Source organism: Caballeronia sp. KNU42, assembly GCF_053760385.1.
Map to the genome: position 1 here is coordinate 108,127 of NZ_CM132388.1, position 21,450 is coordinate 129,576.

Annotated in this window: 14 protein-coding genes; 5 read left to right on the plus strand and 9 right to left on the minus strand. The window is 61.8% G+C overall.

What is annotated here, in order from left to right; all coding sequences use genetic code 11:
- Positions 1-172: 172 nt before the first annotated feature.
- The 3 genes from purD to upp all read right to left on the minus strand — a co-directional run bounded on the left by purD (position 173) and on the right by upp (position 3,818).
- Entirely contained in the window at positions 173-1,462 is a 1,290-nt protein-coding gene (purD, locus tag ACSOSP_RS00425) for a phosphoribosylamine--glycine ligase (protein ID WP_455308940.1), read from the minus strand.
- A 559-nt stretch (positions 1,463-2,021) separates the two neighbouring features.
- Complete coding sequence (locus tag ACSOSP_RS00430; RefSeq protein ID WP_455308941.1) at positions 2,022-2,750, minus strand: YebC/PmpR family DNA-binding transcriptional regulator; 729 nt, start codon at positions 2,748-2,750, stop codon at positions 2,022-2,024.
- A 414-nt stretch (positions 2,751-3,164) separates the two neighbouring features.
- Positions 3,165-3,818 carry a uracil phosphoribosyltransferase gene (gene upp / locus ACSOSP_RS00435; RefSeq protein WP_031363818.1) on the minus strand — a complete coding sequence of 218 codons (654 nt, stop codon included), beginning with the start codon at positions 3,816-3,818 and terminating at the stop codon, positions 3,165-3,167.
- 327 nt (positions 3,819-4,145) lie between these two features.
- Between upp and ACSOSP_RS00440 the strand changes: the two genes are divergently transcribed.
- The 5 genes from ACSOSP_RS00440 to kdpE all read left to right on the plus strand — a co-directional run bounded on the left by ACSOSP_RS00440 (position 4,146) and on the right by kdpE (position 10,278).
- Positions 4,146-4,925, plus strand: a complete 780-nt coding sequence (locus ACSOSP_RS00440; protein WP_455308942.1) for an SDR family oxidoreductase — start codon at positions 4,146-4,148, stop codon at positions 4,923-4,925.
- A 40-nt stretch (positions 4,926-4,965) separates the two neighbouring features.
- Entirely contained in the window at positions 4,966-5,352 is a 387-nt protein-coding gene (locus tag ACSOSP_RS00445; RefSeq protein ID WP_031363820.1) for a methylglyoxal synthase, read from the plus strand.
- Positions 5,353-5,399: 47 nt separating this feature from the next.
- Positions 5,400-6,374 (plus strand): quinone oxidoreductase family protein, encoded by a 975-nt coding sequence (locus ACSOSP_RS00450; protein WP_455308943.1) that lies wholly within the window; start codon positions 5,400-5,402, stop codon positions 6,372-6,374.
- A 344-nt stretch (positions 6,375-6,718) separates the two neighbouring features.
- The gene (locus ACSOSP_RS00455; RefSeq protein WP_455308944.1) at positions 6,719-9,583 is read left to right on the plus strand and encodes a DUF4118 domain-containing protein; all 2,865 of its coding nucleotides are present in this window, start codon (positions 6,719-6,721) and stop codon (positions 9,581-9,583) included.
- Positions 9,580-10,278: a two-component system response regulator KdpE gene (kdpE, locus tag ACSOSP_RS00460; protein ID WP_165088263.1), complete on the plus strand. Its 699-nt coding sequence runs from the start codon at positions 9,580-9,582 to the stop codon at positions 10,276-10,278. The genes ACSOSP_RS00455 and kdpE overlap by 4 nt, the downstream gene beginning before the upstream one ends.
- On the opposite strand, the gene ACSOSP_RS00465 is transcribed toward kdpE, so the two are convergent.
- The 6 genes from ACSOSP_RS00465 to ACSOSP_RS00490 all read right to left on the minus strand — a co-directional run bounded on the left by ACSOSP_RS00465 (position 10,235) and on the right by ACSOSP_RS00490 (position 21,334).
- On the minus strand, positions 10,235-10,909 hold the full coding sequence (locus ACSOSP_RS00465) for an SDR family oxidoreductase (protein ID WP_455308946.1): 675 nt from the start codon (positions 10,907-10,909) through the stop codon (positions 10,235-10,237). The two genes, kdpE and ACSOSP_RS00465, sit on opposite strands and share 44 nt — an antisense overlap.
- 132 nt (positions 10,910-11,041) lie before the next feature.
- The gene (locus ACSOSP_RS00470) at positions 11,042-14,347 is read right to left on the minus strand and encodes an efflux RND transporter permease subunit (RefSeq protein ID WP_455308947.1); all 3,306 of its coding nucleotides are present in this window, start codon (positions 14,345-14,347) and stop codon (positions 11,042-11,044) included.
- Positions 14,348-14,351: 4 nt separating this feature from the next.
- Entirely contained in the window at positions 14,352-17,480 is a 3,129-nt protein-coding gene (locus ACSOSP_RS00475; protein WP_455308948.1) for an MdtB/MuxB family multidrug efflux RND transporter permease subunit, read from the minus strand.
- 33 nt (positions 17,481-17,513) lie between these two features.
- The gene (locus tag ACSOSP_RS00480) at positions 17,514-18,878 is read right to left on the minus strand and encodes an MdtA/MuxA family multidrug efflux RND transporter periplasmic adaptor subunit (RefSeq protein WP_455308949.1); all 1,365 of its coding nucleotides are present in this window, start codon (positions 18,876-18,878) and stop codon (positions 17,514-17,516) included.
- Between the two features lie 607 nt (positions 18,879-19,485).
- Positions 19,486-20,316, minus strand: coding sequence for an IclR family transcriptional regulator (locus tag ACSOSP_RS00485; RefSeq protein WP_455308951.1), 831 nt, complete (start codon positions 20,314-20,316; stop codon positions 19,486-19,488).
- A 709-nt stretch (positions 20,317-21,025) separates the two neighbouring features.
- The gene (locus ACSOSP_RS00490) at positions 21,026-21,334 is read right to left on the minus strand and encodes a hypothetical protein (protein WP_455308953.1); all 309 of its coding nucleotides are present in this window, start codon (positions 21,332-21,334) and stop codon (positions 21,026-21,028) included.
- Between the last annotated feature and the right edge of the window lie 116 nt (positions 21,335-21,450).

Below are 21,450 nucleotides of genomic sequence, written 5' to 3' on the forward strand. Positions count from 1 at the left end.
ACCTTGGTTTAGCCCAAAGTTGCCTGGTCCCGTGCGCATCCCTTCTAAAACCCGTTGCCGGACGCAAAGGTCCGGCAACGGGTTGCTCAATTTGCTGCGTTATTGCCTGTCAGGCGACGATCTCGCGCCCGGTGCGGCAAGCGAGCCGGTGACGGTTGCCTGCGGTTGCGCTTCAGCTCTGCCGGTCCGCCGCTTTCCGGTTCAGCGCGCGATAACCAATGTCCCGCCGATACTGCATGCCGTCGAACGTGATTTGATTGATCGTATCGTAGACGACAGACTGCGCGCCACGAACCGAGTCAGACAAACCCACGACGCACAGCACACGTCCACCCGATGTGCTGAGCTTGCCGTTTTCCAGCGTGGTGCCTGCGTGGAAAGTCACGGCTTCCGGCGTCTCCGGAGGGATGCCGCTGATCCGGTCACCCTTGCGCGGCGTGTCCGGGTAGTTGTGCGCGGCCAGCACGACGCCGAGCGCCGTGCGCCGGTCCCATTCGATCTCGGCTGTCGCCAGCGTCCCGGCAATCGCGAGTTCCACTACCTTCGAGAAATCACCCTTCAGGCGCGCCATGATCGGCTGGGTTTCCGGATCGCCCATCCGGCAATTGAATTCGAGCGTTTTCGGATTGCCGTGCGCGTCGATCATCAGGCCGGCGTAGAGGAATCCGGTGTAGCGGATGCCTTCCTGCTCCATGCCACGCACCGTCGGCAGGATGATTTCGCGCATGACGCGGGCGTGCAACTGCGGCGTGACGATAGGTGCGGGCGAATAGGCGCCCATGCCGCCGGTGTTCGGGCCCTTGTCGCCATCGAGCAGGCGCTTGTGATCCTGACTCGACGCCAGTGCCAGCACGTGCTTGCCGTCCACCATCACGATAAAGCTGGCTTCCTCGCCGTCCAGGAATTCCTCGATCACCACGCGCGCACCGGCGTCGCCCAGTTTGTTGTCGGCGAGCATGGAATCGACGGCCGCGTGGGCTTCTTCAAGCGTCGTTGCCACGACCACGCCCTTGCCGGCAGCCAGTCCGTCGGCCTTGATGACGATGGGTGCGCCTTTCGCGTCCAGATACGCGTGGGCAGCGGCGATGTCCGTGAACGTTTCGTACTCCGCCGTCGGAATGGCGTGGCGCTTCATGAACGCCTTCGCGAAATCCTTCGAGCTTTCCAGCTGCGCCGCTTCCCTGGTCGGGCCGAAAATCTTCAGGCCACGTGAGCGGAACAGGTTGACGATACCCGCCGCAAGCGGACCTTCGGGGCCGACCACGGTCAGCGCAATCTGCTCTTTCTCGGCGAAATCGGCGAGCGCGGCAGGATCGGTGATATCGACATTGAGCAGACGCTCGTCCTGAGCCGTGCCGCCGTTACCCGGCGCGACATAAACCATTTGCACGCGCGGCGACTGCGCGAGTTTCCACGCGAGCGCATGTTCGCGACCGCCGGAACCGACGACGAGTAACTTCATTTAAATCCTCGAAGATCTTAAGAAATTCATGGCGGCAGGAGGGCGGACCGTCTTGAATCGATTTTTACCAATTCGAGCCTGTTTAAACCGGTCTGCCGCGCCTGATCCGCGGAAATCTGCTTTGCCGTGCGCCGGATCTTGGCCGGTCGTCTGCCGAATTCCCGGCTGCCGCTTTGACGCGGGGAGGAGCTTCGCGCCATCACGCGGCTGCGTCACTCGCTGCGTCACTCAATTCCCCGGCTGTCAAAAACGCGGTTTCCGGCCAGGTTCGGCCCACTTCAACAACACTATCCAGCCTGTATTTCAGGGCGCATGTCCGGCGTGGCCGACCGGCCTGCCTTTCACATAACGCGCGAGCCTGCGGGGTTATTCACCCGTGATCACCGTATTTATTCGCGTGTGGGCGAGTTCGCGCTCCACTGTTCAAGCAAACGACAGGAACACACCAGCGACACCGGCTACATGCGCACCAATCGAGCCAGGAACTTGCGCTGGCGTTCAGGCAAGCCGGGGTTACGCGGCGGCCGGCCTGCTCACTCCTTGCTCATCTACCCGGCAATCATTCCTGGTCGATGGCCGCGTTGGTGTACACCTCTTGCACGTCGTCCAGGTTTTCCAGCGCGTCGAGCAATTTCTGCATTTTCGCCGCTTCCTCGCCGGTGAACTCGACTTCGGTCTGCGGTTTCATGATGACTTCCGCGACTTCGGCCTTGAACCCCGCGGCTCCCAGCGCGTCTTTCACCTTCTGGAAATCGTTGGCCGGGCACACTACTTCAATGCTGCCGTCGTCATTGGTCACCACGTCGTCCGCGCCGGCTTCGAGCGCTGCTTCCATCAACTTGTCTTCGGACGTGCCGGGAGCGAACAGGAACTGGCCGACGTGATCGAACATGAACGCCACCGAGCCATCCGTGCCCATGTTGCCGCCGAACTTCGAGAACGCGTGGCGCACTTCCGCAACGGTTCGGGTTCGGTTGTCCGTCATGGTGTCCACGATGATCGCCGCGCCGCCGATACCGTAGCCTTCGTAGCGAATTTCTTCATACGTCGCGCCGTCGACACCCCCCACGCCGCGCTGGATCGCGCGGTTGATGTTGTCCTTGGGCATGTTGGCGTCGTAGGCCTTTTCGACGGAGAGCCGCAGGCGCGGGTTCGTGTCCATTTCTCCGCCGCCCATGCGGGCCGCGACCTGAATTTCCTTGATAAGACGCGTCCAGACCTTGCCACGCTTGGCATCGGTCGCCGCTTTCTTATGCTTGATGTTGGCCCATTTTGAATGACCCGCCATACCTTTCTCCATCGCGCGCGAGCTTCTCTCGCACGCCTGTGTGTCAATGATGCCGCCCTGTCGCGAAAAGGCGCTTCTCGCCGGCCTGCATTTTATGTTCGCGCTGCATGGTTGCAGGGCTCAAACGGCATGGCGTGGCACGCCGCTCGACCTGTTTTTGCTATTCTTGGCGGCTGGCCCGGTTGCCGGTAATCTGCAAATCCACGATTCCCCGCCGATACCCCGCCCGCAAACTGCTGCTGGCCGAATGGCGCCAGCCAACCCCATTTGTCGATCCCGTCAGCCAACCGAATGGGCGAACCGCTTAATTGGCGGACCCGAATTTTATCATGGTGCGCCGCTTCAGCAGGCGTTGGCCTTGCCCGGACGGCGCGCACCTACTTGCATGTTCTCGTGCTGAAGCTTGGTACCGGGCTAGTTTTTCGTACCGAATAGCCGGTCGCCTGCGTCGCCCAGGCCCGGCACGATATAGGCGTGCTCGTTCAAATGCGAGTCGAGCGAGGCCACATACAGCTTCACGTCCGGGTGAGCGTCCGAGAAAACCTTCACGCCTTCCGGCGCCGCAACCAGCGCGACAAAGATGATGTTTTCACCCAGCACCTTGCGCCGTTTCATGACATCCACGGCATGGACCGCCGAATAGCCGGTTGCCAGCATTGGATCGCACAGGATGAACACGCGCTCTTCCAGATCCGGTGGCAGGCGCACGAGATATTCGACCGGACGGTGATCCTCCGCGCGATACACGCCGATATGGCCGACCCGCGCCGATGGAATCAGGTCCAGCAACCCGTCCGACATGCCGATACCGGCCCGCAGCACCGGCACGATAGCCAGTTTCTTGCCGGCAATCACGGGCGAGTCGACAGTGACCAGCGGGGTTTCGACACGCTTCGTGGTCAGCGGCAGGTTGCGCGTGATTTCATAACCCATCAGCAGCGTGATTTCACGCAGCAACTCGCGAAACGTTCGCGTGGACGTGTCCTTGTCCCGCATGTGCGTCAGCTTGTGCTGAATCAGCGGGTGGTTAAGGATGAAGAGATTGGGAAAGCGGCTGTCCTGTTTCATGGAATTCGCGCGATTGCCGCGGCATAAAGTGTGGATTCGGGTGATTCGTTCGGTTCTGACGCCGCGTCGGTCTTGCAGGGCTGTGCTCAAGCAATGACGCCAGTTTACCCAAATTAGGCGCGCCTAAAGCGGAGATTGCGGCCGATAGGTCGTCCGGTCTATTGCGCGGCCGACGTCCGATCCCTCATTCTTCTAGAATTGCATCACGCGGTCGCAACGAACCGACGATGAACCAGGACTTGGCACAAGATTTCAATAACCCGGTTTTGATCGTTTTCACCGGTTTGATGTGGGCAACCAAACGCGGGCAACCAGAAAGGGACAGCAATGGACATGGGAATCAAGGGGCGCACGGCGCTCGTGTGTGCGGCCAGCAAGGGTTTGGGACGCGGTTGTGCCGAGGCGCTGGCGGCCGAGGGCGTCAATCTCGTCATCCTGGCGCGTACGCCGGGACCGCTTGAAGCCACGGCCGAGCATCTTCGATCAAGCTTTGGCGTGAATGTAACGGCGCTGGCGTGCGACATCACCACGGCCGAAGGCCATGCCGCGGCGCTGGCCGCTTGTCCTGCGCCGGACATCCTCGTGAACAATGCCGGCGGACCGCCGCCGGGGGATTTCCGGCAGTTCTCGCGCGAGGACTGGATCAAGGCGCTTGATTCGAACATGCTGACGCCGATCGAACTCATCAAGCGGACGCTGGACGGCATGATCGAGCGTGGCTTTGGACGTATCGTGAATATCACGAGCTCGTCGGTGAAGGCGCCTATCGACGTGCTGGGTCTGTCTAACGGTGCGCGTTCAGGGTTGACGGGTTTTGTCGCGGGGTTGTCGCGCAAGGTCGCGGCGACCGGTGTCACCATCAACAACCTGCTGCCGGGCTCGTTCGATACCGACCGGCTCGTCACCACGTTCGAGGCGGACGCGAAGGCGAACAATATCTCGGTGGAAGAGGCCAAGAAGCGCCGCATGAGCCGGCTGCCGGCGGGCCGCTTCGGAACGTCGGAGGAGTTCGGCCGAGCGTGCGCGTATTTGTGCAGCGTCCATGCCGGCTACATTACGGGGCAAAACCTGCTGATCGACGGTGGTGCCTATCCGGGCACGTATTGATCGTCGAATCTTTTAAAACATCAAACCCCGGAGGCATTCGATGAACCCACGCGTCGCACTGATTGCGCACGACATGAAGAAAGATGACATCGTGGCGCTGGCCGGTGAATTCGCGGCCACGCTGGCGCAGTGCCGGCTGGTGGCGACCGGCACGACCGGTGCGCGGATTGCGGCGGCCCATGGTCTGGAGGTCGAGCGCAAGCTCTCCGGGCCGTTCGGCGGCGATCTGCAGATTGGCGCTGAACTGGCCGAGGGACGGGTCGACGTGGTGGTTTTCCTGCGCGACCCCATGACGCCGCAACCGCACGAGCCGGACATCAATGCGCTGGTGCGCGCGTGCGATGTCCACAACGTGGCGTGCGCGACGAATCTCGCGACAGCACGCATGATTCTCGATGACCTGAAGCTACGCCTGGATCGGGTTTAGGCCGTGCTGAATAGTGACCGGCTGACGCCGGCAAAAAGGAGACAAGGGTGACAAAGGCAATTCGATTCGATAAAACCGGTGGCCCCGAAGTGATGAAATGGGTCGACGTCGAAGTGGGCGAGCCGGGCAAGGGCGAAATTCGCGTGAAACATCATGCGGTTGGCTTGAACTTCATCGACGTGTACTTTCGTACGGGCTTATATCCCATGCCGCTGCCGGCCGGGCTTGGCATGGAAGCGGCTGGCGAGGTCACAGCGGTCGGTGAAGGCGTGACAGGCTTCGAGGTGGGCGACCGGGTGGCCTACGCGTCGCGGCCGCCGGGCGCGTATGCGCAGGAGCGGGTCATGTCGGCGCAATACGTCGTGCGCCTGCCCGATGCCATCGCGTATGAGGATGCGGCGTCGGTGATGTTGCAGGGGCTGACCGCGCAATATCTGCTGCGACGCACGTATCGCGTGAAAGCCGGCGATACGATCCTGATCCACGCGGCAGCGGGCGGCGTGGGCATGCTTGCGTGCCAGTGGGCGAAGGCGCTCGGCGCGACGGTGATTGGTACGGTCGGCTCGGACGAGAAGGCCGAACTCGCGAAGGCCCACGGCTGCGATCATCCGATCGTCTATACCCGCGAGGACTTCACGAAGCGGGTGCGCGAGATCACGAACGGCGCGGGCGTCCCGGTGGTCTACGATTCCATCGGCAAGGACACCTATACGGCATCGCTTGACTGCCTCGCGCCGTTGGGCCTGTTCGTGAGTTTCGGCAATACATCGGGACCGTTGCCACCCATCGACTCGTCCGAGTTCGCCGGGCGCGGTTCGTTGTATTTCACGCGGCCCACGTTGTTCAGCTATATCGCCAAACGCAGTGATCTCGAGGAGATGACGGGCGAACTGTTCGATGTATTGAGTACAGGCCAGGTCAAGACGAGTGTGCGGCAGAGGTATCCGCTGGCCGAAGCGGCCAAGGCGCACGAGGATCTGGAGGCACGCCGAACCACGGGATCGACAATTTTCCTGCCTTGATAAGAGCGTGAAGAGGGGCGGACGCAACGGCGGGACCATCTTGCGATCCGCTTTATCCAAATGCGCGCTGTAAGACCACCGCAACCAAGCCTCGCTGCGAAGATCGTTCGCAGTTCCATTTACACATTCTTTACGTCGACATCCCGATCTTTGACCCGCCTTTTATGTCGGCGCGCTTAATGTTCGGGCCATCGTTCGATACTTGGGGGAAATGCCCTTCAGAGGAGAGTCGAACCGTACCGGCTCGTCATACCGGGAAGATCCGCTTGTCAGTACAGCATGTCGATGTTGAAACACAGAAACCGAACCTCGCCTTGGATGCGATCGCGTCAAGAAGCTAAAAAATGAACCGCCCAAACCCAGACGAGCTACTCGGAAAACTGCAAAGAGAGGAAGAGAAGCGGCATCGCGGACGGCTGAAGATATTCTTTGGCGCGTCGGCGGGAGTAGGCAAGACCTACGCCATGCTGCTGGCGGCGCGCAGCAGGAAGCAACAGGGCGACGACGTAGTCATCGGCATTGTGGAAACGCATGGCAGAAGCGAAACGGCCGCGTTACTTGAAGACCTCGAACAACTGCCGTTGGCGAACATCGCGTACCGCGGCCATGCTCTTCAGGAATTCAATCTCGACGCAGCGCTTGAGCGCCGTCCGCAGCTTGTGCTCGTCGACGAACTCGCGCATTCGAACGTGCCCGGCGCACGTCATCTGAAGCGCTGGCAGGACGTGCATGAGTTGCTGGACGCGGGCATCGACGTCTACACCACGGTGAATGTCCAGCATCTGGAAAGCCTGAACGACATCGTTGGCCAGATCACGCAGATCCGCGTGTTCGAGACCGTCCCGGATCGTGTGCTGGATGAGGCCGATGAAGTCACGCTGGTCGATCTTCCGCCCGAAGAGCTGCTGGAAAGGTTGCGTCACGGCAAGGTCTACATGCCGCAGCAGGCGGAACATGCCGTCCGCAATTTCTTCCGCAAGGGCAACCTGATCGCGTTGCGTGAACTGGCGCTGCGGCGCACGGCGGATCGCGTCGATGCCCAGATGCGCGAATACCGCGCGGATCGTTCTATCGACAGGATCTGGCAGGCGCGCGACCGGCTGGTAGTGTGCATTGGCCCGGGACCGGAAGCGCCTACGCTCGTGCGCGCAGCCTCAAGGCTCGCGGCAAGCCTGCGCTCGGACTGGATCGCGGTGTATGTCGAAACGCCGCGGCTGCAGAAACTCTCCGATGCCCGTCGCGAACGCACGCTCGCCGCGCTCAAGCTCGCCGCCGAACTGGGAGCCGAGACGGTGACGCTGGCCGGTGAGGATGCAGTCGCGACATTGATCGGTTATGCGCAGGCGCGCAACGCGTCGAAACTGGTCGCGGGTGCATCGAAACATCGCGGCTTTGAGCGATGGCTAAAGCGGTCATTTGGCGAGCGGCTGGCGGAACACGCGGGCGACCTCGATCTCACGCTGATTCGGGCGCGGGAGAGTGACGGCAGCGAAGCAAACGACTCGGGTGACCGAAGCGGATCGTCGTCGCAAGAAGAGGGGATCGCGCCCGACTGGCACGACGCGTTGAGCGCCGCGCGCGAGCAGCGCTCGGCGCCTCGGGGCTACGCGTACGCCGTCGCTATTTGCGCGGTGATCACGGTGCTCGCAAGCCTGATTCGTGACCATTTCGATCTCACGAATCTCGTGATGTTTTATCTGATCGGCGTGATTTACGCGGCGGCGCGCATTGGCCGTGGTCCGGGCGTGCTGCTATCGTTCCTGAGCGTCGCGGCGTTCGACTTCTTCTTCGTGCCGCCGCGCTTGTCGCTGTCCGTCTCCGATACGCAATACCTGCTGACTTTCGCCGGCATGCTGCTGACGTCGCTGGTGATCAGCCATCTCACATCGAGTTTGCGACGCGAGGCGCGCGTTGCGTCAAAGCGCGAGCGGCGCACGGGCGCGATGTACGCAATGGCTGGCGAACTTGGCGCAGCGCTTGGGGTCGAGCAGATCGTAGGGATCGGCATGAGGCATGTGAGCGAAGTCTTTCGCGCGAAAGTGGCAATGCTCCTGCCCGATTCCAGCGACAAAGTCCGCCAGAAACTCGACCCCTCGGATACGTCCGTGGCCGCGCTGCTGCTTGACGCAAGCGCGCTGGATCTCGATGTTGGCCAATGGGTCTACGACCAGCAGAAGCCGGCCGGCCACGGCACGGACACGCTGCCCGCTGCCGCCGCGCTGTATCTGCCGCTCAAGGCGCCGATGCGCACGCGCGGCGTGCTCGCGGTACTCACGCGCAACGCCGGCGAACTCGATGTCCCCGAGCAAAAGCGCATGCTCGATGCATTCGCCGCGCAGATTGCGCTGGCGCTCGAACGGGTGCATTACGTCGAGATTGCGCGTGACGCGCTCGTGAGCATGGAGTCCGAGCGCCTGCGCAATTCGCTGCTGTCCGCCATCTCGCACGATTTGCGCACGCCGCTTACGACCATCGTCGGGTTTGCATCGATGCTTGCGGAAGCGCGCGGGGATACCCGTTCGCCTGCCAATGTCGAATTGATCGCGGCGATCCATGATGAATCGCTGCGCATGACCAGCATTGTCACGAATTTGCTGGACATGGCGCGCTTGCAGGCGGGCGGTCTGCGGCTGAACCGGCAATGGTCGCTGCTCGAAGAGACGGTTGGTGCGGCGCTGCGGGCGTGCCGGCGAGTATTGAACGGCCGCCCGGTCGAAGTCCGTCTGCCCGCCGATCTGCCGTTCCTGCAACTCGATGCCGTGCTGATGGAGCGGCTCTTCTCGAACCTGCTCGAAAACGCTGCGAAATACACGCCGCCTGGCTCGAAGCTCGTCATTGGCGCGGAAAGCATGGAGGCGAACGGCAAGCCATTCGTGCGTGTCACCATCGACGATAACGGTCCGGGATTGCCCGCAAACATGGAGGACCGCGTGTTCGAGAAATTCACCCGCGGCGAGAAGGAGTCGGCGAAGCCGGGCATTGGGCTCGGGCTCTCGATTTGCCGCGCGATCGTGCAGGCGCACGGCGGTACAATCGGCGCGAATAACCGGCTGGACGAGAGCCTTCCGGACCCGAAAGTCCAGGGCGCGCGCTTCTGGTTCACCTTGCCCGTGGATGCCGCACCACCCGTACCCAGTTTCTCCGATGAAGCCGAACAGGACTTCGTCGATTCTCCCCCGTCGGACCTTAAGCATCACGAAGCCCCATGAGCGAACCTAATCTCACTGTTGTGCTGATCGAGGACGAAAAGCAAATCCGCCGCTTTGTGCGCGCGTCGCTCGAGGCTGAGGGTATTACCGTGCACGAGGCGGAAACCGGCAAGCAGGGACTCGTGGAGGCGGCGACGCGCAAGCCGGATCTGGTCATCGTCGATCTCGGTTTGCCCGATACCGACGGTCTCGATGTCATCCGCGAACTGCGAAGCTGGACCGAGCTGCCGGTGATCGTGTTGTCGGCGCGCACGCAGGAAGAGGAGAAGGTCGCAGCGCTCGACGCGGGCGCTGACGATTACCTGACCAAGCCGTTTGGCGTGTCGGAACTCATGGCGCGGATTCGCGCGCATTTGCGGCGGCGCAACCAGGCGGCATCGAGTGAATCGCCGTTGGTGAAATTCGGCGATGTAGTCATCGATCTTGGCCTGCGCCAGGTCACGCGTGCGGGCGCGCCCGTGCATCTGACGCCGATCGAATACCGGCTGCTTTCAACCTTGGTCCGGCACGCCGGCCGCGTGTTGACGCATCGGCAGTTACTGCGCGAGGTATGGGGGCCGTCGCATGTGGAAAGCCACCACTACCTGCGCATTTACATGGCGCACCTGCGGCAGAAACTCGAGCGCGATGCGGCGCAGCCGGAGCATATCGTCACTGAAACGGGCGTAGGTTATCGGCTGATCGGAGCTGTCTGACGTTGTCGAGCACATCGTCTATTCGCACGTCGCCGCCAATGAAACCGATCACCTCGTCGCGCACATCGCGTTGGATGCACGCCACCGCGATGCGCGCGACGTCGTCGCGTGAAACGGGGGCTGCATCTGCGTTTCGCTGCGAGGAGAGTGCGATCGTGCCGCGGCCGATTTCGTCGGAAAGCGGTCCTGGCCGCAAGATCACGTACGGGACGCCGCTTGCCTGAACATAGTCGTCGGCTTCGCGCTTCATTTTTGCGTAGTGCCTGAGCGCAAGCGGATTCGATTTCGGCCAGTAGGCGGAGATCGCGCTGATGATCACCAGTTGTTTGGTCCGGCGGCGTTTGGCGTAGTCGGCGGTGCGTTGGACAGCATCGCGATCAATTGCCCGTTCCTCGTTGACGCCTTCGCTTTCCGCCGATCCCGCGGCGTAGATGACGTGCGTGATGTCGTCGAAGGTGTGGGAGAAATCGTTGGTCAGATCGCCGAGCACGATCTCCGCGCCGAGTGCGGCGAACTCTCCGCGATGCGCCGATTTGCGTAGCAAGACCCTGAAGGGGAGGGATGCGGCGCGTAGCTGGCGGGCAATGTGGCGACCGGTCCGGCCGTGCGCGCCAATAAGCAGGACTTTCATTGCTGGATCGCTCCTTCTGTTTGTGGCCAGAAGCTAAAACGGTAAGCGATTTTTGCAATTCACGCATTGGGGTGAGCACCTACCGGGCGCCTTGAATCCATCTCACCCCAGCCATTCGCCGCGAGCAAAACGTCACTCCGTGACTTGAGCCGGTCCTGTCTGACCCCTGCGCGCGCGTCGTTGCTCCGACCAGATCCGGATCCGGTCCATGTAAAGATAAACCACCGGCGTTGTATAGAGCGTCAGCAATTGACTCACGATCAGCCCGCCCACAATCGCGATTCCCAGCGGCGCACGCATCTCCGATCCCTCGCCGGTTCCGAACGCCAGCGGCAGCGCACCCAGCAACGCCGCCGCGGTCGTCATCATGATAGGCCGGAAGCGCAGCAAGCACGCCTGTTCGATCGCCTCGCGCGATGTCGCCGCGCCATGCCGCTGAGCCTGGATCGCAAAGTCGACCATCATGATCGCGTTCTTCTTCACGATGCCGATCAGCAAGATCACCCCGATCAACGCGATGATGCTGAACTCCGTCTGGAAAAGCAGCAACGCGAGCAACGCGCCAATCCCCGCTGACGGCAAGGTCGAGAGGATCGTGATCGGATGGATGTAACTCTCGTACAAGATCCCGAGCACGATATACACCGCCGCCAGCGCGGCCAGGATCAGGATCGGCTGATCCTTGGTGGAATCCTGGAACTGCTGCGCGGTGCCCGCAAAACTGCCGTGAATCGTGCTGGGCATGCCGATAGTCGCCATGGTGTCGTAGATGGCGGCGGTGGCGTCGGAGAGCGACTTGCCGGGCGGCAGGTTGAACGAGATCGTCGACGCGACGAACTGGCTCTGGTGATTCACTGACAACGGCGTGTTGCCCGGCCCGAACTTGGCGATGGTCGAGAGCGGGATCATGGTCTCTTTTGACGTCGAGACCGCTGCGCCCGCCGACGAACTGGACTTCCCGCTCGCGGCAATGGCGTTGGTCGCCGCATTGCGGATGGAGGCGAGCGCCAGGGAACTGGTCGTGTCGGTGGAAGAAGCGGTAGTGCTTGTGGATGCGCTCGTGGACGTAGAAGTCGTCGTGGTCGCGTTCGTCGATGCCGCCCCGCTCGCGGTCCCCCCCGACGTGCTCACATAGATCTGCTTGAGCATCTCCGGGTCTTGCCAGTATTTTGGCGCGACTTCCATCACCACGTGGTACTGGCTCAACTCGTTGTAGATGGTCGATACCTGGCGCTGGCCGAATGCGTCGTAAAGCGTATTGTCGATCTGCGCCGGCTGGATGCCCAGGCGCGCGGACGTCGCCCGGTCGATCGTCACGAAGGATTCCAGGCCGCCTTGCTGCTGGTCGGAATTGACATCGGTGAGTTCGGGGCGGGTGAGCAGGGCGTCGGTGAGCTTGGGCCCCCACGTGTAGAGATCGGTGGTGGAGTCAGCCAGCAGCGTGAACTGATATTGAGCGTTCGACTGCCGCCCGCCTGCGCGAATGTCCTGCACGGCTTGCAGGAAGGTGCGCACACCGGCGACGTCAGAAAGCGGCGCGCGCAGGCGCTGGATCACCTGTTCGGCCGATACCTTGCGATCCCGCTTGGCCTTCAGCGAAATGAACATGAAGCCCGAGTTGGTCTGCCTCCCGCCCGTGAACCCGGCGACGCTTTCCACAGCCGGATCGGCCTGCACGATCCGCATCATCTCGGAAAACTTGCCTTTCATCGCCTGGAAGGACGTGCTCTGATCAGCCTGAATGCCGCCGACGAGCCGCCCCGTATCCTGCTGCGGGAAAAATCCCTTCGGCACGATGATGTACAGGTACACATTCAACCCGATGGTCGCGAGCAACACCAGCAACACGATCCTCGGATGCGCGAGCGCCACGCCGAGCGTACGCGCGTAGCCGTTCTGCATCCGTACGAACTGACGCTCGAGCCAGCGAGAGAACCGGCCGGGTGCCTCTTGTTCGTGCGGTTCATGCAGCAAACGCGCGCACATCATGGGCGTAACCGTCAACGAGACGACCAGTGAAACGGCAATCGCCAGCGACAACGTCAACGCAAATTCGCGGAACAACCTGCCGACAATGCCGCCCATCAACAGAATAGGAATGAACACGGCGACCAGCGAGATGCTCATCGACAGCACCGTGAAACCCACTTCCTGCGCGCCAAGAATGGCGGCCTTCATGCGCGGGACGCCGTTCTCTATATGTCGCGAGATGTTTTCAAGCACGACGATGGCGTCATCGACCACGAACCCCGTCGCAATGGTCAACGCCATCAGCGAGAGGTTATCGAGTGAGAAGCCGAGCAGGTACATCGCGGCGAAGGTGCCGATGATCGAGATCGGCACGGCCACGCTCGGAATCAGCGTCGCGCGCCAGTTGCGCAGGAACAGGAACACGACCATCACGACAAGCGCCACCGCGACAATCAGCGTGAATTCCGTATCGTGCAGCGATGCGCGGATCGTGGTCGAGCGATCGGAGGTCGGCGTGATCTCGACATCGGCGGGGAGCGCGGCCTGGAGTTGCGGCACCATTGCCTTCACGCGGTCGATGGTGTCGATAATGTTCGCGCCCGGCTGACGGTAAAGGATCACGAGCACGGCGCGCTTGTTGTTGATGAGACCGAGGTTGCGCAGGTCCTCGACCGAATCGACGACTTCGCCTACATCGCGCAGATGCACCGCCGCGCCATTGCGGTAAGCCACCACCAGGTCGCGATACTGATCGGCCTTGCTCGCCTGATCGTTGGTATAGAGCTGGAAATGGGTGCCATTGAACTCGATGGCACCCTTCGGACTGTTCGCATTGGCCGACGCCAGCGCCGCGCGGACGTCTTCCAGTCCAATGCCGTAGTGGAACAGCGCGTTCGGTTCCAGTTCCACCCGCACGGCCGGATTCGCCGAGCCGCTCACGTCCACTTCGCCGACGCCCGGAACGGTGGAAAGCGTTTGCTGCAGCACGGTCGCGGCGGAATCGTAAAGCGAACCGGCGGTACGCGTGGGGGAGGAGAGCGCGAGGATCAGGATCGGCGCGTCGGCGGGGTTGACCTTGTGGTACGTAGGATTGCTTTTGAGCGCCGTGGGAAGATCGGCGCGCGACGCGTTGATGGCGGCCTGCACGTCGCGCGCGGCGCCATCGATATCTCGGTTCAAGCCAAACTGCAACGTGATCCGCGCCGAGCCGACCGAACTTTGCGACGTCATTTCGGTGACGTCGGCTATCGAGCCGAGATGGCGCTCGAGCGGACTCGCCACGCTGGTCGCGACGGTTTCCGGACTCGCGCCGGGCAGGCTCGCCTGGACCGAAATGGTCGGAAAATCGACTTGCGGCAACGGCGCGACCGGCAGCTTGGTGAACGCGAACAGGCCGGCGAGCGCAATGCCGATAGCCAGCAGCGTGGTAGCGACGGGGCGTGCAATGAACGGTTGCGACAGGTTCATGCGCTTACTCCGTATCGCCTGCCGGGCTCGCCGGGCGGGGCGGCGCGTTCCGGTAGAAACGTGCACGCGCGCGGCGCGCGAGCGAATCGAAACCGAGATAGATCACCGGCGTGGTGAACAGCGTCAGCGCTTGCGACACGATCAACCCGCCAACAATTGCAATCCCGAGCGGCCGCCGCAATTCGGAGCCCGCACCCCAGCCGAGCATCAGCGGCAATGCGCCGAGAAGCGCGGCCATGGTGGTCATCAGGATGGGCCGGAAGCGCAGCAAACACGCCTGATAGATTGCATCGCGTGGACTCTTGCCTTGCTCGCGTTCGGCCTCCAGCGCGAAGTCGATCATCATGATGGCGTTCTTTTTCACGATACCGATCAGCAACACAATGCCGATGATCCCGATGATGTCGAGATCGTGCCCGGTAATCATCAGCGAAAGCAGCGCGCCGACACCCGCGGACGGCAGCGTGGACAGGATCGTGATCGGGTGGATAAAGCTCTCATACAGCACGCCGAGCACGATATACATGGTGACGACCGCGGCCAGGATCAGGAACAGTTCGTTCGACAGCGACGCCTGGAAAGCCAGCGCGGCGCCCTGAAAACGGATCTGGAACGAGGCGGGCAAGCCGATGTCCTTCTGCGCCTGATCGATCGCTTTCACGGCCGCGCCCAGCGAGGCGCCCGGCGCGAGGTTGAACGAGACGGTGGTCGCGGGGAATTGCCCAAGGTGCGTCACCAGCAGCGGCGCGGCGCGCTCATGGAAAGTCGCGATGGCCGACAGCGGCACCTGGCCCGAACTTGCCGTCGAGGACGGCAGGTAGATGCCGTCCAGTGTCTCGCTGTAATGCGCTTCGGTCGGCTGCGACTCCAGGATCACGCGATACTGGTTCGACTGCGTGAAGATGGTCGAGATGATGCGCTGGCCGAATGCGTCGTAGAGGGCGTTATCGACGGTGGCCGGCGTAATGCCAAAGCGTGCGGCCGTCGGCCGGTCGATCTCCACATACACAGATTGCCCGTTCTGCTGCAGGTCGGTCGCCACATCCGCCAGTTCCGGCGCTTGCTGCAACCGCGCCGTCAGTTTCGGCACCCATTCCGCGAATTCCGCCGAGTTCGGGTCCGTCAGCATGAACTGGTATTGGGTCGGGCTGACGGTGGAATCAATAGTCAGATCCTGCACCGGCTGCATGTAGAGCCGGATGCCGGGAATGTTCGCCACGTCTTTCTGCAGCGAGCGGATCACGTCGCTCGACGTATTGCTACGGTCGTCGCGCGGTTTCAGGTTGATCAGCATCCGGCCGCTGTTCAGCGTGATATTCGTGCCGTCCACACCAATGAACGAGGTCAGGCTTTCCACGTCCGGGTTCTTCAGAACCTGTTCGGCGAGCGCTTGTTGCTGTTGCGCCACCGCCTGGTAGGAAGCGGCTTGCGGCGCTTGCGTGATCGCCTGGATCACGCCGGTATCCTGGATCGGGAAGAAACCCTTCGGAATCCAGATATAGAGCAGGGCGGTCAGCACGAGCGTGAGCAGGGCGACCACCAGGGTCGAGCGCTGCCGGTCGAGCACCCAGGTCAACGCAACGCCATAACGCCCGATCACATAATCGATGAACTGATGCGCGCGCGCTTCGAAGCGATGACTCTCCTTCGGCGGCGTATGGCGCAACAGCTTCGCGCACAGCATGGGTACGAGTGTGAGCGAGACGATCGCGGAAATGACGATGGTCACCGCCAGCGTGATCGCGAACTCATGGAACAGGCGTCCGACTACGTCCCCCATGAACAGCAGCGGAATCAGCACCGCGATCAGCGAGACCGTCAGCGAAATGATCGTGAAGCCGATCTGCTTCGAACCCTTGAGCGCCGCTTCGAGCGCCGATTCGCCTTCCTCCACGTACCGCGCAATGTTCTCGATCATCACGATGGCGTCATCGACTACAAACCCCGTCGCGATGGTCAACGCCATCAGCGAGAGGTTATCGAGCGAAAAGCCGCACAGGTACATGACGGCGAGCGTGCCGATCAGCGAGACCGGTACGGACAAGCTCGGAATCAGCGTGGCCCAGACGTTCGCGAGGAACAGGTAGATCACCAGCACGACCAGCACGACCGAGAGCGCCAGTTCGAACTGCACATCGCGCACCGAGGCACGGATGGTCGTGGTCCGGTCGGTGACGACCCGCACGTCCAACGCGGCCGGTAGCGCCGATTGCAATTGCGGCAGGATCTTCTTGATGCCGTCAACCACCGCAATCACGTTCGCGCCCGGCTGGCGCTGCACGTTCAGGATGATGGCCGGCGTGTTGTCCACCCACGCGCCGAGCTTGGTGTTTTCTGCGCCCTGGATCACGGTTGCGACATCCGTCAGCATCACCGGCCGGCCGTTCTTGTACGCGATGACCGCGCTCTGGTACGCGTTTGCGTCGGTGAGCTGGTCGTTCGCGTTGATCGTGTAGGCGCGCGAGGGGCCGTCGAAATTACCCTTCGGCGTGTTGACGTTCAGGTTCGAAATAGTGGTGCGCAAGTCGTCGATGTTCAGGCCGTACGACGCCAATGCACGCGTGTTCGCCTGGATCCGGACCGCCGGACGATTTCCCCCGCTGACCGACACCAGCCCCACGCCGCCGACTTGCGAGATCTTCTGCGCGAGACGGGTATCGGCGAGATCCTGGACCTGCGTGAGCGGCAAGGTCTTCGAACTGATCGCGAGCGTGATGATGGGCGCATCCGCTGGGTTCACCTTCGCGTAGATCGGCGGGGCGGGCAGGTCGGACGGCAGCAGGTTACCCGCTGCATTGATAGCCGCCTGGACTTCCTGCTCGGCGATGTCGAGCGGCAGGTCCAGACTGAATTGCAGCGTGATGACCGAAGCACCCGCCGAACTCTGCGACGACATCTGGTTCAGGCTCGCCATCTGCCCGAACTGCTTTTCAAGGGGGGCGGTGACCGACGTGGTCATCACATCCGGCGACGCGCCCGGATAGAACGTCTGCACCTGGATGGTCGGATAGTCGACGGCGGGTAGCGCGGACAGCGGCAAGAAGCGCAGCGCGACGAGGCCGACCAGCATGATTGCCGCCATCAGCAGCGCCGTGCCGACCGGACGCAGAATAAAAGGACGTGATGGATTCATGCGGGTGCAGTGCGGTTATGGATCATGGGCGCTTCACTGCGACTGTTTGCGATGGTGGCCGTGATGCGCGCCCGAAGCAGCGGACGCGGCCGAAGCCGCAGCAGCACCGGAGGCACCGGAAGCAGCCTTGGGCTTGTCTGCCGGGATCGTGATCTTCGCGCCTTCCTTCAGGCGGTCGGAGCCGTCGATCACCACGCGTTCGCCCACTTCCAGACCGGTCCGGATGCTGGTGCGCTCACCATCGACCGGACCGATCTTCACATTGCGTACGGTCACCGTATTGTCCGGCTTCACCACGTAGACAAACGCACCCGATGAACCGTTGAGAACGGCGGGCGTGGGCACGATGGTCGCGTCCTTGATCACATCGACCAGCAGCTTCGTGTTCACGAACTGGTTCGGAAACAGCATGCTTTCCTGGTTATCGAAGGTCGCGCGCAGCTTGACGGTGCCCGTGGTGGTGTCGATCTGGTTATCGATTGTTTCCAGATATCCGCTTTCGAGCGACTTGGTGTTGGCCCGGTCATAAGCGGTCACCGACATCTTCGTTCCCGCATGCAACGGCTTCAGGATGGCGGTGAGATTGTCTTCCGAGGTCGTGAAGATGACGCTGATGGGTTGAAGTTGCGTGATGACGACCACGCCATTCGTGTCGCCGGTCGTCACGTAGTTGCCCGGATCGACCTGCCGCAAGCCGACACGGCCCGACACCGGCGCCGTGATGCGCGCATACGTCAGGTCGAGCTTGTAGGTATCCACGTTCGCCTGGTCCGACTTGACCGTGCCCTCGTACTGCTGGACGAGCGACGCCTGCGTGTCCACTTGCTGGCTCGCGATCGAATCTTGCGAGAGCAGCATCTGGTAGCGCTTCAGGTCGAGCCGGGCGGTCTGCAGCAGCGCCTGGTCTTTCGCGAGCGTGCCTTGTGCGTTACGCAGCGAGATTTCATAAGGGCGGGGATCGATCTGAGCCAGCACGTCCCCCTTCTTGACCATCTGCCCTTCCTGGAACGCGACGTCCTGCAGCGTGCCGTTGAGCTGCGTCTTGACCGTCACCGACGCCAGCGGCGTCACCGTCCCGAGCGAGTTGATCACCACCGGCATTTCGCCTTGGACGACTGACGCGACATGCACGGGTTGAGGTGGCGCCGCCATGCCCGGACCGCCGCCGCCGCGCCGGCCACCGCCGCCTTGGCGCGCCTGCTGCGAGTTGTCCCCTCCACCACGGTTCCACGGATGCCAGGCGAACAGGCCCGCCACGATCAAAATTGCGACGACGATCCATACAAGCCGGCGCCGGCGGGGCCGGTTGGCGGACACAGGGGCAGTCGAGGCTTGGGAGGCGGGCGAACGGAGGTCAGAGTAAGGCGGTGGTGCTGGGTGTTTTTTTTGTTCGTCCATCGTTTCAGTGGCTCGGTGAGTCGGTGGGCTTGGAAACAGTCTTGAGGCGCCGGTGTCTTGAATGCTGGCGGGTTGGCTTGCCGGCGTTCGCGCGGACGGTTCTGAAGTGTGCTGGGAACGCCGTCGAATTACGCCACGCACTTTACGCGACGCAGTGGTCAGTCACGTGGCGAACACGCCATTGGCGCCCGATGTGCCCGCGAAGTGTTCGATTGAGTGAAAGCTTCGAAAGGTGACCTGGGCGCGCGAAGCATGATGCTACGTCCCGTGCTTCGTTGCAGTCCAGCTATCTTTCTTTCGATTGATTACGAACGTTACGATTCCCGGTCGGCACGCAAGGCCATTCGGAAACGACGCGTCGGAGGGAGGTGAACGCTGACCGGCTTCGTATCGTCTTGTGCGTGCGCAGGTCATGCCGAGCCCACGCCAAGCCCATGCAAAGGCACGCTCAATGAGGCTTGCACCGCTGTAGGGGCGAGACAGGAAACGTCATGGGCCGCTGAGTATGCGCGAGGAAGCCCAACGAAGGACGGCGAAACGTCCCGATGTGCCGATGCTGCACTCAGCGGCACATCGGTGTTTCGCCTTCAACCCGGCGTGAAGCGCGCTATTCGCTCAGCCGCGCGGACGGTGTTCCGCCGATCTCGTGCGTGATCTTCGCGACGCATTCAAGCAACGCGGGCGCGACCTTGTTCAGCAGCGCGTCCCGTGGCGCCTGATATTCGGCGCCGCCGCAATTGACCGCGTAGCGTTGTCCCGACGGTCCCACGAACCCCGCCGCCACGGCATTGAGCCCCTGATGCCATTCCCCGGTGGAAATGGCGAAGCCACGGCGCACGGCGTCCTCCAGGCCCGGCTTCAGGCTGCTGTCGATACTCGGCCACTCGTCGCCCGACGCGGTCCGCAGGCTGTCGAGCAGGCCGGCCCGGTCGGGTTCCGCAAGCGCCGCCAGATACGCCCGGCCGACCGCCGTGCGCCCCAAATCCATCCGCGAGCCGACTTCGAGCCGCGTTACAAGCACGGCCGAGCGCGGCCGGATGGTATCGATGACGACCATGTCCAGTCTGTCGCGCACGGCCAGATGGACGCTTAGCGTAGTCCTGTCCGCCAGTTCGATAAGGAACGGCCGAGCCCGTGCCCGGATGTCGAAGTTGCGCAGGAAGCCGTTGCTCAACTCCAGAACGGAAGCCGTCAGTACGAAACGCTCACTGTCGGGTAATTGAAACAGCAAATTGGCGCTCACCAGCGTCGCCGTCAAACGCGAGACGGTCGGTTTTGGAATGCCCGTCCATTCGGCCAACTCTCGATTGCTGACGGGTGCATCAGCAGCGGCAATGCGCCGGAGTACGTCGAGGCCTCGCGACAACGCGACGACTTCTTCTCCGTCACGCCCTTTTTCCTTTTCCCGGCTCGTAGGCCGGCTCTCAGTGGTTTGCATTATTTTTCGGAACTTGGTTTCGTTGGAAAGGCCGGAGACGCCATTCATCGAAGCTGACTGAGCACGTGCGCCACCGCTCACCGGAATCGTACTATCCAGCAATGTAAACAAGCATCTGCCGGACCCGTTTTTGTCATCAAACCCACGTACCTTGTTGTCAGATAGTCGCTCAATCCTCGAAATTTCGCTTGACTAGGTTTCGCATAACGTAAAAAATGGAACCCGATTTCGAAAGCATGCCGGAAGCGCTAGTTGCGCGCGTCGAATTGCAATCGATAACCAGCTCTCAGGTTCTAGCACGGCCCTCGGAATGGCTAGAACTTTTAAGGCGCTACGGCAACGTAGCGCCTTTTTTTTGCTTGTCAAAGGGACCCCCGGATATCTTCAAGACACCGGCGTGCTGATAGCGTATCTGCTTTCACGCGTGCAAAGGCGTTGTTGCATCATGCCGACCTTGCCGCGGCGCAAGTAATGATGAACGTTGAATGTGGTGCGGGCGCGACTCAGAGGCTTGCGGAACTCCTTACGCCACCTTATCCCAGGTTTTTCAATTCATCCCCCTCTATGTTTAGTATTTTCGGGTGAACTAAAAGATATTGATGCGCTAGCCAATAAGCCGATGCCCTTTCGAACGAAAGGGCATCGTGAAAAGCGCCGGCATGCGCCGGGCGGCTAACTCGGCGGAGGGCTCACGCCCTTTTCAATATCACTAGCGGTGTGCAGCAAACATCTTGCCGGGTTTCAGCAAGTGGCGGCCGCGCAGCGCCCAATAGATGCCCGCCAGACCCAATACGGCCGCGCTGCCGAACACGAGCACGGGAGAAACCTGCTGCGGCTCAGGATTGCTGGTAGCGATAATCATAGCGGCGACCAGAGCCACGCCCGACTGCACAAAAGCGCGCATGGCCCGGCTGCGATGGTCGGAAAAGCGCACTGAACGCGACATGGGCGTGCGCGTGAATGGCTCAAAAAGAATCAGGCCGGCGACGAGGGCAACTAGCAGGTTCATCAGGATCATGACAACACTTCAATATCGAATTCAGGGATGGCCGCACTATAAGAAGCGGCGTCGATGAAATGAATCAGAAGCGTCTTAAAGCGGCTTGAATTTCACCTGTTCGGAGGCAGGGCAGA